3 protein-coding genes are annotated in these 13,789 nt (G+C 65.1%); 2 read left to right on the top strand and 1 reads right to left on the bottom strand.

From position 1 onward, the window contains the following. On the bottom strand, positions 1-10,887 hold a 10,887-nt coding region (locus HLH36_RS17700), incomplete at its 3' end, for a DUF4347 domain-containing protein (protein ID WP_182987607.1). Positions 10,888-11,323: 436 nt separating this feature from the next. On the opposite strand from HLH36_RS17700, the gene HLH36_RS17695 reads away from it, so the two are divergent. Further along, the gene (locus tag HLH36_RS17695) at positions 11,324-12,814 is read left to right on the top strand and encodes a TolC family protein (RefSeq protein WP_246377015.1); all 1,491 of its coding nucleotides are present in this window, start codon (positions 11,324-11,326) and stop codon (positions 12,812-12,814) included. 86 nt (positions 12,815-12,900) lie between these two features. Beyond that, complete coding sequence (locus HLH36_RS17690) at positions 12,901-13,782, top strand: efflux RND transporter periplasmic adaptor subunit (RefSeq protein ID WP_182987605.1); 882 nt, start codon at positions 12,901-12,903, stop codon at positions 13,780-13,782. The last annotated feature ends 7 nt before the right edge of the window (positions 13,783-13,789 follow it).

The following is a 13,789-nucleotide window of genomic DNA, read 5'->3' as shown; positions in this document are numbered from 1 at the left end:
GATCGGGTTCGTGGCGTTGGCGAGGTCGGCGCCATAGACCGGGTTGCCGGTGGTGGGATCGGTATAGAGCGGTGCCGCGCCCTGTGCCGCATTGCTGCTGTCGATGACCTGCATCGTCAGGCCGCCGGGCTGGCCGTTATAGTTGGCCACCGGCACGAATTGCAGTTCCGCGCCACCCGACAGCACCAGCGCGTTGCCGCCCGATACGCCGCCGGGGGAGGCCGTGGCGGTTATGGCGGTCCAGGTCTGGCCGCTATCGGTGGAATAGTACCATGTGCCCTGCGTTGCGGCATCCGCGGCATCGCCGGTAATGGCGATTCCTGCTGCGCCGTTGGTGCCGCCCGCTGGAATGCCGAACACGCCCGGCTGGTTCAGCACCGCCTCAACCGTGGTCGTTGCCGCATTTCCGTGGGTCGAATCCTCGGGTTCGGTCAGGGCTGCCGGGGGGGCCGTCATGACCGGGGCGTCGTGGACCGGTACGATCAACTGCACGCCCTGCGCGCTGATAGCATTGGTATCGATCGGTGCCAGCGGCGTCGAGGCGCCGGTGGCGGCGCTAACATCCACGCCGGATAGCGCGAAGGCCGGATTGGTCGGCGACACGTCGCCCCCGGTGGGATAGGCCGCCAGCGTGGAGCCATGGAGCGCGCTGCCGCCGCTGCCCGACAATGGCGGCGCGCCGCTGGCGGCATCGCTGCTGTCGATCACATGCGCCGTCAGTGCGCCCGGCGTGCCGGTGAACGTGCCGCTTGCCACGAATTGCAGTTGTGCGCCCGCCGACAGGATCAGCGCGTTGTTCGGCGATACATCCGCCGGCACGGCCGTCCAGCTTCTGCCGCCATCCGTCGAATATTGCCACACCCCCTGTGAGGCAGTCGCCGCATCGCCGGTCACGACCACGCCCGCCAGCGTGTTCGCCGTCGACCCCGTAGGATCGGATGGCGAATGCTGCGCATCCGCCGCGTCGGAGAAGATGGGCGTGAACAGCGACCGGACGTCGGCCCCTGCCGGGGTGGAATTCGTTTCGGTCGGCATGATGATGGTCGTGCCGCTGACGGTCGGCGCGTCGTTGACGGCTACGACGGTGACGTTCAGCACCTGGCTGCCCGCGCTGACCGATGTGCGATCGTCCGGGGCCGTGCCGTCGCCGCCATTGACCGCCGCGCTGACATCCACGCCCACATAGGCGCTGGTGGCACCGGCCACGTCGGCTCCATAGACCGCATTGCCATTGCTGTCGGCAAAGGCGGGCAGAGCCCCTTGCGCGGCGGTACTATCGTCGATGACATGCGCCGTCAGGCCGCCCGGCTGGCCGTTATAGTTGGCCACCGGCACGAATTGCAGGCGCGCCGTGCCCGGCAGCACCAGGGCGCTGGTATCCGAAAGGCTGCCCGCCGGTATCGTCGTCCAGGGAGAGCCATTGACCGAATATTGCCACACGCCCTGCGTCGCCGCATCGGCCGCGTCGCCGGTCAGCGCGATGCCCGCCAGGGAATTGGCCGTGGACAGGTTGGAGGCATCCGCCGCATCCGAGAACACGGGCTGGAACAGGGAGGACACCGTATTGTTCGGCGGCGGCTGGGTCGGGTCCTCGACTTCGCTCAACGCCTGCGGCGCGCCCGTCATCACCGGCGCGTCGTTCGTCGGCGTGACGATCGTGCCCAGCGGCACCGATGCCAGGCTGAGCGACGTGGTCCCGCCTGCCGACGATACATCCACGCCCGCCTGCGCGATCGCCGGCGTAGCGGTCGTCGGGCTGGCGGGGGCGCGGCCCAGGTCGTAGCCATAGACCGGCTGGCTGGTGGTGGGGTCGGTATAGAGTGGCGGCGCACCGTCCGCCCCGCCATTCTGGCCGCTATTCTCGATCAGTTTCGCGGTCAGGCCGCCGGGGACGCCGTTATAATTCGCCACCGGTTCGAAGCGCAGCAGCGCGCCGGACGACAGTACCAGCGCATGGGTGGACGACACGTCCGCCGGCACGGCCACCCAGTGCGTTCCGCCGTCGACCGAATATTGCCATGCGCCTTGTGTCGCCGGATCGGCGGCGTCTGCGGTGATGGCGATGCCGGCCAGGGTGTTGGCGGTCGAGCCCGTGGCATTGCCGGCCGATTTCTGCTGGTCGGCCGTGTCGGAGAAATGGCTGCCGAACAGACTGCCGACGCTCTGCGCCGGTTCCGCGGGCTGGTCCTCGACGGACGGCAGAAAGGCGGGGGCCGGGCTGGCGATGGGCGCGTCGTTGACCGGGGTGACCGGAATGGTCAGATTCACGCTGTTGGAGCCGACCGACGATGACCCCTGGCTGGCGGCGGTGAGATCCACCGTTTGCGCCGCCGTGGCCGTGGCCAGATCGGCGCCATAGACCGGTGTGCCCGCGTTTTCGTAGAGCGGCGTCACGCCGTCGGCGGCACCGGTATTGTCGATCACCCTGGTTGTCAGGCCGCCCGGCTGGCCATTGAAATTGGCCACCGGCAGGAATTCCAGCTTGGCGCCTTGCGGCAGCACCAGCGCGCTGGCGTCCGACAGACCGGTCGTCGGCACCGGCGCCCAGGTCGAGCCGCCGTCGGTGGAGTATTGCCACACGCCCTGCGTCGCCGCGTTCGCCGTGTTGGCGGTAATGGCCACGCCCGCGACCGCGGCCCCTGGCCGCGTCGGGTCCGACAGGACGGGGGTAAACAGGCTGCCGACCGTGTCGCTGGGGGGCGTGGACGTATCTTCCGTCTCGGCGGCCATCTGCGGCGTGCCGCTGGTCGGCGCGTCGCTGACGGCAATGGTCAGGGCCGTGGTGTCGGCGCTGACCGGGGATGCCCCGCCGGCGGTGCTGACATCGGCATTGGTATATGCCCTGCCGGCCGCCACATCGGACCCGAAGACCGGATTGCCGTTCTGATCCCTGAAGGGGAGGGCGTTGTCCGACGAACCGCTGCTGTCGATCGCATGCGCCGTCAGGCTGCCGACCGGTCCGAAATAACCCGGTGCCGATACGAAGCGCAGGGTCGCCGATGTCGGCAGCACCAGGGCGCTGGTGGCCGAGACGGTCGTCGGCACGGCCGTCCAGGTCGCGCCGCCGTCGGTCGAATATTGCCACGCGCCCTGCGACGCGGTTGCGGCGTCGTTGGTGATGGCCACGCCCGCCAGGGTGTTCGCCACCGACCCGGTGAGGTTGTTCGACGAATGCTGCTGGTCCGCCGTGTCGGAGAACGCGTTGCCGAACAGCGCGCCGACCGTCTGGCCCGGACCCGTGCTGTTCACCGGTACCGTCGGCATGGACACCGACGCCATGCCGTTATTGGTTGGTGCGTCATTTACGGCGGCGACTGTCAGATTCAAGGTATCGACGGCACTGGAATAGGCGGCGCCGGCCGGGCTGATGCCGGCATTCGTCGCATTGCCGGTGCCAAGGCCCGAGGGCAGGGCCGAAACCGTGCCATTGGCCGTGCCATCCGACTGATCCCAGGCGCGGAAGGTCAGCGCATTGTTGATCGTGCCGTTCCAGTTGGCTTCCGTCGGCTGGAAATAGACGCGGGTCTGGCTGTCGGCCACCAGGTGCAGCGCATTGGAGGCGCTGGGCGATGTGGGGAATTGCGTCCACGTCGTACCGCCATCGGTGGTGTACCACCAGATGCCGACCGGCGCGGTGCTGGTGCCGTCGGGCTGCCCCGCATTCGTCAGCGCACCGATAATGGCGATGCCGGGCAGCGACGCGCCGGCGGTGCCGCCGGTCTGGTTCTTGCCATCGGGGTCGATCACGTTGCCTGGTCCGGACGAGCCGTTCTTGAACCCGACCAGGTCGCTGACCAGCGTGCCGGCCGTGGCGGAGGGCTGGCCGGATGGTGTGTTCATGGCCTCCGTTTCGCTGCCCGAGGCCAGCGAAACGGGAACGGTCGTATCCAGAACTGGCGAGTCGTCCGATGCCACCACGGTCACGCTGCCCGTCGTGGTCACGGGGGTGGCATTGCCGTTTTCGGTCAGTGCGATGGTGATGCCGCGCGTACCGATCGTCGGTTCGTTGGACGTGTTGTAATAGCTGACATTTCGCAGAGCCGTCTGCCATGTCGACATCGAGGCGCCGCTGGCGCTGGTCAGGGTCAGTACACCCGTCGTCGCATCGTAAGACGAGGCGATGTCGCCCGCCGTGCCGTTGGCGGGACCGGTCAGCTGATCCTCACCTGTCTTGAAATCCGTCGGATTGATCGTGATCGTCGCCTGGCTGATGGTGCCTGAGCCGCCGAGTGTCAGCGCGCTGTCCACCGTCACCTTGCCGGCCGATGCCCCGCTATCGCCGCCGATCGATGAATTGGCGGTCGAGCTGTCGTTCGGTTCGATGAACGTGCTGGTAAAGCCCGATCCGGGCGGGATGTCGATATAGGCGGTCAGGGTATTGCTTTGCGTGTGGGCGATATCCGTTCCGGTGCCCTGCGGGCCGGTATCGTAGCCCGGCAGGTTGGCGTTGCCGTCATTCAGCGTGGCGGTGATGGCCAGTTTGGACGTGCCCGCGTTGCCGGGCAGGGCAAGGCTGGAACTATATTGCAGGTTTTGCAGCACGGCCTGGACATCCGCGGCCGTGGCATTGCCGTTGAATGTCAGCGTCAATGTGCCCGAATTCGTATAGCTGCCGATGAGCGTACCGCCGCGCATAAGCTGGGTACCGCTGCCGAGCGTCACGGACGATCCGTTCTGCAAGGAAAACGCACCCGAGCCGTTGCTGCTTTGGATCGTCAGGACCGTGCCGCCATAATTGCCCAGCGTATCGAGTTGCGTATCGGCCACCGTAACCGCCCCGCCCACCAGGACCGGCGCGCCGGTATTGTTGCCTGAAATGGGGGTGGGCGAGGCCCAGCTCGTGCCAGCGCCCGCCGTCAAGACCGGCGGCGTATCGGACGCGGCGAAGGACATGTTGACGTTGGTGGCGGTGAGGTGGGTCGTGTCGCCGCTGTCAGCCGTTACGGTGATGGTCGCGCGGGCCGCCGCGCCTGTGTTGCCGTCGTTATATTCCAGCGTATCGCTGGTCACGGTCTGGCCGCCGGTCTGGGCCGGCGTGCTGGCCGTAATGGTTGGCGCCGCGATCGTGGCCAGGCTGGCGGGAGGATTAAGCGTGCCGTTGGTCTGATAGATCGGCATCAGGGCGGTGTAACTGCCGTCGGTGCCGGTCTGTACGGTCTGGGTATAGGGGCTGGCGCTATCCTTGGTGCTGGCGGTCAGTGCGATCGCGACGCCCGAAAGTTCCGTATCAGGGCTGCTGAAATGGGCTGGATCATTGCCCAGCGTCTGCCACACATTCCCTGAAATGGCGGCCAGGCCGGTGGTGACCGACGCGACGTAATTGTTGAGGGTGCCGTTCGCCGTGCTGCCGCTGCCGTCGCGGCTTTGATCCACGCCGCCCGTGCTGCCCGATATGTCCAGCGACTGCCATGTCACCGTCGCGGTGCTTTCGGGCGCGCCGAGTTTCTGGTTGGCCAGCCTGACCGTATAGGTAATGGTTTCCGTCGCGCCGTGCGCGAGGGTGAACGTGCCGGTCAGGGCACCGCTGCCTTCGGCCGGTGCCGTCTTGACCGTGGCCCCCGTGCCGTCAACGTTCGTCACCGTGCCCGTATAGGTTTCGTTACCGCCGCCGGCCAGCAGGTCGTTCAGCGATACGTTATAGGCCGTGGCATCCCCGATATTTTTCAACGTGTCCGTGTAGGTCACCGTCGCCGAGCCGTCGGCGTTGTAGGCGATGGACTGGATATCCTTCGTCAGGGCGATCTTCGGTTCCTGTACCGTTTCGGTGACGTTGGCGCTGGTGGCGGCGGACGCGCTGCCGTTCGCCGCCACGGTCAGATGTTCAGAAAACGGTATGTTGTCCGTGTTCGCCGCCGTATTGGCGACATAGGCCGGGATATCGACGATGACATAGGTGTTGGTGCCGTTGCTGGCGGACTGCGTGGTCGTGGGATTGTCCGACACGGTGCCCAGGGTCAGCGTCAGCGTGCCTGGGGAGGCGCTCGTGCCGGGCGTGTAGGTATAATTGCCCGCTTGCAGGGCCTGGGCGAGCGTGACGCTTGCAAAGCCGGACGGGATGCCGCCGCTGCTGGTCGTTAATTGCTGCAAGCCGCCCGGCGGGGATGCGACCAGGTTTTCGACCGATAGTTGCTGATCGGGGCTGGCCAGCATGATCTTGACGCTGTTGGCATAATCGACAACGTCCAGATTGTACGGCACGCTGAATGTCAGCTTGACGGTGCCGTTCGACCCTTCGGGCAACTGGGCGATGCCGCGTAGCGTGACCTGGTCGCCGGGCACCACGTTGACGGAGGTTCGCGGATTGCCGTCGCTGGGATGGCTTGCATCCGTGCCCGCCTGTTCGCCCACGATCTGCATCGTGGCCTTGATCCCGGCGACGACCGGCAAGGTATTGGTGCCGGTGAAATTCCCCGAATAGACGGTGCTTGGATCGATCGGATTATTGCTGGGGACGGATTTGAATGTGCCGGAGTCGCTTGCCGAGACACTCGTTCCGGCCGCAAGGTTGGGATTGACCGTTCCGATGATGTCGTAGGAGAGGGAGCCATTGGCTGCCAGTCCCGTACTGCTGATAGCGGCATCGATCGCACTCTGCATGGCCGCGATCGTGGCATATGTGGTGCCGTTGTACTTATATCCGGTAACGGTCATGTTCGCGGTCGTCGGTGCGACCGTCACATTATAGGCGGGCACCTTGCCATTATTTGTAATCGTGGCCGTGAAGGTAACGGGCGCGCCGCTATAGATCGCCCCTGTTTCCGTGATCGACTCGCTCAGACTGGGGACGTGGTCGATCACGGGCAGATTCGCGGCACTCAGCGTGGTCGATGTACTGCCATCCTGCGTGTAATGGAGCGTTGCCGACAGATTGACGGTCGTGCCATCGGCCAGGTCCGGCGTGTAATTGGCCGTGTATTTCAACTGTATCGTCGCGGGGCCGGCCGCGCTGTTCGTCACGCTGCTGCCGAGGTCGAAGGTCAGGATGGTGCCGCCATTTCCATCCGATGTCGGCGTGCCGACGGGCTGCAACACGGCCCCGGTTCCGCCGGCGCTGACCATGGTGGCCGTCCCGTTGGCGTAGGTCACTCCCTTCGGCAGGTCGACCGTGACCGTAACGGGCTGGCCCGCATTGCTGATCGTGCCCTGCGGTACGGTCACGCTGATGGTGGTGTCGCGCTGTTCGCCCGGCACCACCGTGTTGTTGGCTCCGCTGGTGCCTTCGACATTCGCCGTGGCGCTGGCTTCGTCCGTGCCATGATAGTCGGTCTGGGACGAGCCGCTGGAATCGTTGATGCGCGACTTGCTGATTACCTGCGAAATGCCGGGATTCTGCGTGGCGATGGTCGCACTGTCATTGATATCGCCGCCAGTCGCAGAGCCGCCCAACTGCGTGGCCGTGCTGCCGCTGGAGGTGATGAAATTCGACGCATCGGTATTGTTGGTGTTGCTGTAGGACAGCACCTGCGCCCCGGCTGTCAGCGTCGATCCCGGGTTGGTCGATGCCGGCAGGGCCAGGTCATAGGTAATGGCCAGACTGTCGATACCGGTGACGGTGCTGCCGCTGACGGTCGCGCCAGCCAGTACCTCGCCGGTCTTGCCGGTTTCCGCCGCCCCTAGACTCGTCTGGGTGGCCAGGTTCAGGCCGGAGCCGAAATAATCCGCGATCAGGCTCGCGTTCGTGATCGTTACGGGCGACCGACTGTCCGATGGTGTAATCGTGATGCTGCTGATCGAGGCCGCGCTTACCCCGGTCGGGAGGGTGCCCTTCACGGTCAGATTGTACATCCCGCCATCACCAGTATTGGCTATGGTGGTGGACACGCGCGCGGTTTCGTTCCCCTGCACGTTCGACACGTTCTGGTCGTCCGACTGCACCAGGCCGCCGGTGCTGGAACTGGTGGGCAGGCTGCCATCCTGCACCGTATAGGCGACATTGCTATCCGTGGTGTTGCCGTTGGCATTGTTCACCACCGACACGATGCCGGTCTTCAATTCCGCCTGCGGCGAGCCGACGGTCGACTGGACGATCAGCGAGTTCGCGGTCGTTTGGCTTTCGCCGTTCGTGAAATTCGACTGTTCCTGACTGGTCATGGTCAGGCCGTTGGCGAAGGGCGTGTCCGTCGCCTTGACGGCGAACAGGATCTTCACCGTACCGCCGTTGGCGATATAGGTGGTCCCGTTATCCATCTTGAACGTCACGCCGTTTGCAGTGGAATCCACCGACATCGACTGGATGCCGACGCTGCCCGGCGCGGATTCCAGGCTATATTGCCCGGCAGCCAGGGTGGAGGCCGTGCCGCCCGTCTGGAGGCTGAAGGATGAAGGGCTGCCCGAGGCCGTGGGCTGGGCCACGTCGAACAGCGGCAGCGGCAGGTAGGACGACAGGCCCAGCCCCTGGAACGTTCCCGCCTTGAGGTTGTACGTGGCCTCGTAGGTCACGGTATCGCCGGCACGGATCGGGTCGCCGGCGGCATTCGTATCGCCATTGATCGCCACGATCGTCAGGCCGGGCGTGCCCTGCGGCACCGCCAGGGAGGTGTGCGAATCATCGGTGGCGGTTTGGCCCAGGGCATTCCCGGACAGATCGAGAAGCTGGGCCGTCGCGCTGACATTGGATGCCAGGATGTCGCCCTCGGTCACCGGCTGGCCGGTCTTCGCGAAATTCTGCTGGGCCACGGTGTCGTAGGTGAGGGTGCCTCGGGTTCCGGCCTGCATGGGGGGCAGGGGGCCGCCCGCCGCCATCGCGGCGCCCACGTCGAACGTCATGGACGTGGTGCCGGTCGTGGCATCGTACGTGTAGTGGAAATAGGGATTTGTGCCCGTCGATCCGTCGGGATTGGCGCCCAGATCGACAGTGTGCGACTGATTGTCCGTGCCCGTATAGGTAAATTGCGGGTGCGTGTTTCCGTCGATCAACTGCCCGTCGCTGAGCGTGCCGGTGATCTGCTGGATGTTCGATTCGTAATAGTTCGAATTTTCGACCGAGATCGTATGCGTGATCGTGTCGCCGGGCATGAAGCCCGCCGTGCCGTCGCTGGTGCTGCTCGCGCTGTCCTGAATGGCAAACGCCTTGGCCGCAAATATGTTGCCGGTCGATGCGATGGTACCGCTGAAATTTTCGGTCTGCCCATGGTCGACCGACCCGGCGGGGGCGGTCCAGGTGCCGGCGGTATAGCCCGTTATGGGCGCGTCGATCGTCACCGGATTGACGACACCACCGACGTCGGCCGACAGGATCGGGTTGCCGGTCGCATCGTTCCGCGGAACGTAGACCGGGATATCGACCGCGATCGGCGTGCCGGTATACGACACGTTCGACAGGTTCAGCGTCACCTTGCCGCCGGGCTGGCCGGACAGCGCCGTCGCATCGGGCGTGCCGGTGCCGTCGGTAAAGGACAGGGAGCTGGCGCCTTTATAGATAACGGTATCCGGCAACTGGATGGTAACGGTCGCCTGGACGATCGGATTGGCGGATGTCGCCGCCGGTGCCGGGGTGACGGTCACCCGATAGGTATCGGGCCAGGCCGAGCCGGTCGGGTCCTCGCCTTCGCCGACCGGCGTGATGATCTGCGACGTCACATCCAGCAGGTCCACCGACGTGCTGCCCGATGCCTGGTTGGGGGCGCCCGCGATGGCGCCGTTGCCGGTGGGCGAACTGCCCAGCGCGTAGCCGCCGGACGCATAGATGTCCACCGGTGCGCCGCCCGGCGCGCTGCTCAACTGGCTGACGGTCGTCGTCCCGTCGCTGCTCTCGGTGCCGAATGTCGCCAGCACGGTCACGGCCGGCTGCCCCACCGTGTAGCTGCCGAACGGTAGGGCGGCGACGTACATCGTGTCGCCCACCGCCAGACCCGAGGGTGCATCGACCCATTGACCGGTCAGGGGATTCGTGGCGCCGACATGGGAGTCGGTGCCCAGCGTCAGGGCAACGGACTGAACGGTCGTCAGCGCTGCCGGCGCGCCCTGCACCTGCAACGATTGCAGCGGCGTGTATTGCTTGCTGTTGGTTGGCGCGAAAATCTGGACATAGGGCGAATAGCCGGTGGCATTGCCCGTATTGGAAAAAGTGATGGTGTCGGTAAACGTGCTGCCCAGCATGGCGCTGGCCTGCTTGGCCAGCGTGACATTCGCGACGGGAAGCGTGTCCAGCACGTGTGCGTAATCGGCCTGTGCCTGCGCCGTGAACGGGCTGGCCACCTGCGCCGAGGATATGCCCGCCGTCCGTTCCAGCGTCCAGTCGCCGCCCAGGGTTGCCAGGCCGGTGCGGTCGGTCGAGGCCGCGATGTCGGCGCCCGTCAGCGTATGCAGGTCGTCGACCAGCGCCTGGCCGTCCGCCCCCTGGCCGACATCGCAACCCCAGAACAGGATCTGCCCGCCCGGTGCCAGCGCGTCGCCCCATGCCGTGACCTGCCGTGCATCGACCTGCACCGTGGCGGCGCTGATGGTGCTGCTGCCCAGTTCGGCCTGCCCAGGCTGGCCGTAGGTCAGGAAACTGACCGATCGCAGGTCCTGCTGATGCGCCAGGACGCGCGAGACCACGTCCATGCCGTTGCTGTCGGGCGATATGACGACGACGCCGACCGTGTCGGGCAGCGAGGCGGTGAGTTCTTTCCAGTCGGTGACGCGTGAGTCCACAAAGACGATCGCGTTCAGCGACCCGGCGGCGGCATTCGCGCCGTCGGCGAGGGTGGGGGCCTGGCGCTCGTCGGGATGGCCGGGGTCGTGGCGCGGGGCGCCCGCGGCCGGCGGGGCATCCGTCACGGTCTCCATCGCATCGGCGACGGCGGTGCCCGTGTGCGTGTCGAGCCCGTCATGCCGCGCATGGCGATGGGCGACATGCGCGATGCTGCCGTCGAAGAGATAGCGTTGTTCCAAGATCAGACGCATCGGGCCGCCCTAAAGAGAATATTTCGCGGCGGATCATATCGAGGCGCCACGAGACAATAATATATTGTACAGGATAGGGCGGAATTTCCCGAAGATGCAATATAGCGTTATGCATTAATTTTTTTTGGGGAGAATTCAGATTTCGGCGAAAAAACTCCCAAATGGGAGGTGTTCGCTCCGAAGCTCGAATTCCGTCCTAAATTTATCGCAGCGCAACGGATCTCTATTGACCAAATAACAAAAAGACATTTTAAGGCAAAGAGTAGCCATGACGGCGATTTATTCGGGAATGCGCTACTGGGGCGCTTCAACCATTCTTGTTTGAAATGCGGATACAATGCACCATTACGTTAAAGGCGCCAGGCGGCTTCCGGTTGTATCCGTCGCCCTTTCTGCCCTTCTTGCGCTCACGGCATGCGGCGTTCGCCCGAAGCCGATGTCCTTGCAGGACCATGTCAGGCGCGCGGACGCGGACCAGGCGACCCTTGCGGCGGGCTATATCCCGCTGAAAGGCGGCCTGACCCTGGGAACGGCCATCGCGCGGGCCCTGAAATATAATTACGACGCGCAGGTCGCGAAGCTGGAAGCCAGCCAGCAGGAAAAGCAGATCGACCTCGCCCTGATGCAGATGCTGCCGCATCTGGCGGCCGATGCCGGCTATTCGCAGCGCAGCAACAACAATGCGGCGGAAAGCATCGACTGGTTCACCAACCAGCGCTCGCTGGATTATTCCTATTCCGAGCAGGCCGCCCATGGCACGGGGGACATCAGCTTCTCGTGGAACCTGATGGATGCCGGTATCAGCTATTTCAGCGCGCGTCAGCAGGCATACCGGGCGCTGATCGCGGTCGAGCGCCGGCGCCGTGCCATCAATGACCTGGTGAAGGCGGTGACCGCCAGCTATTGGGAGGCCGTGGCCGCGCAGGCCATGTTGCCCCGGCTGGACCCGATCATCGCGGACGCGGAGGCGATGCTGGCCGCGTCGCACGACGCGGCGGACGCGCATCTGCAATCGCCCCTGACATTGCTGGACTACCAGCAATATGTCATCCAGCTTCTGGGTGAGTTGCGCCGCATTCGCGGCGAGCTGATCAGCGCCAGAATCCAGCTTGCCTCGCTGATCGACGTACCGCAGGACGCTGTCCCGACATTGACGACGATGCCGCAGGACGTGCAGCCGGTCGCGTCGCTGGACGATGCCGCGCTGGAGCATGTGGGCCTTGTCATGCGGCCCGAATTGCGGATGGAAGTCTACCAGCAGCAGATCGATCGGCAGGACGTCTACAAGGAAATCCTGAAGATGATGCCGGGCATCGGCGCTATCGGGAACGGCAATTTCGATTCCAACAGCCTGCTGGTCCATAATATCTGGGGGCAGATCGGCGTCCGCGGCACCATCAACCTGATGAATCTGGTGCAGGGGCCGCGCGCCATCGCGATGGCCAAGAGCAATATCAAGCTATCGGAAACGCGGCGCCTGGCACTGAGCATTGCGGTGCTCACGCAGGTCAATCTGAGCGCGCAGCACTATCGCACCGCGCTGGACGGATTGAAGACCGCCCGTGCCATCAACGCTGTCAGCTTGCAGATGGAGCGGCTGGCGGATGTCGCCTCGTCGGCCGGCGCGCAGTCCAAGGCCGATCGCATCCGCCATCAGATGGCGGCGCTGCTGGGCCAACTGTCTTATAGCCGCAGCCTGGCTCAGACGCATCAGGCATTGGCCAACATCTACGCCTCGGTCGGTGTCGACCTGGTGCCGGCCAATGCGGATATCCAGGACCTGGATCATCTGACCGCGCAAGTCGAACGGTCGATCGCGGGGTGGGAGGCCGGCCAGTTGCCGGATCTGAGGTTGTCGGAAGCCGTGCCGGCGCATGCCGCGACCGTGCCCGTCGCCTCGGCCGCGGTGCCTGTCGGCGCCGGATAATGGAGAGATCGGGACCGGACATGTCTACTCGCCCATATTCCGTGTCAGGGATGTCGCCTGGTTCCGGTCACGGAAATGACATCAGGATGCGTCTTGCCGTTGCCCTGTCTTTTTTCCTGCTGACGGGCCTGCACGGCGCGGGAGCCTGGGCGGCTGGCGTGCAGTCGGCGCCCGAGGCCGGTAAGCATGCGGGGACGCCGGCGTCGTTGCTACCGGCGGTGCAGTCGCCTGTCGCGGGTGGTCCGACGGCGGCCCCGGCCCTCTTGTCCGCTGCCCTGACGGCCCCGCCGTCCGGCGATGGGCAGCCTGTCGCGCATGGTCCCGCCGTGCAGGTCTCAACGCCGGTCAGCGCGCAGATCAGCGCGACCATGTCCGGCCAGTTGACCGAATTTCCGTTTCGCGATGGCGATCGGTTTCATGTCGGCGATGTCCTGGCACGGTTCCAGTGCGGCCAGCAGAAGGCGACGCTGGCCCATGCGCGGGCCGAACATATCAAGCGCAAGGGGCTTCTGGAGGTCCAGAACCGCATGAAGGCGCTCGGCCAGTGGAGCGTGTCCGATCTCCAGTCGGCCGCAGCCGATGCCCAGGCGGCCGAGGCCGACCTGGAGATGGCGACGGCGGTGGTCGCGCAATGCACGATCGTCGCCCCGTTCAATGGCCGCGTATCCAACGTTCTTGTCCATAACTACCAATATCTTTCGCCGGGTACTCCGATGCTGGACATTCTCGACGATTCGTCGCTTGAACTGTCCATGATCGTCTCGTCGATGGAATTGCGGCAGTTGCGGCCGGACACGCCATTCAAAGTCTGGATTCACGAGACCGGCCGCACCTATGATGCGGTGGTGACCCGCCTGTCGGGCAAGGTCGATCCGGTCAGCAAGACCATCAAGGTCTATGGCCGACTGGTCCAGCCGGCGCCGGATCTTCTGCCGGGCATGACCGGTGACGCCGTCTTGAAGAACTGACCGGCGC

It is taken from the genome of Gluconacetobacter aggeris (assembly GCF_014174395.1).
GTDB classification, from domain to species: Bacteria; Pseudomonadota; Alphaproteobacteria; order Acetobacterales; family Acetobacteraceae; genus Gluconacetobacter; species Gluconacetobacter aggeris.
The sequence above is the reverse complement of the archived record's forward strand: the minus strand, read 5'-3'. Positions and strand labels throughout refer to the sequence as shown.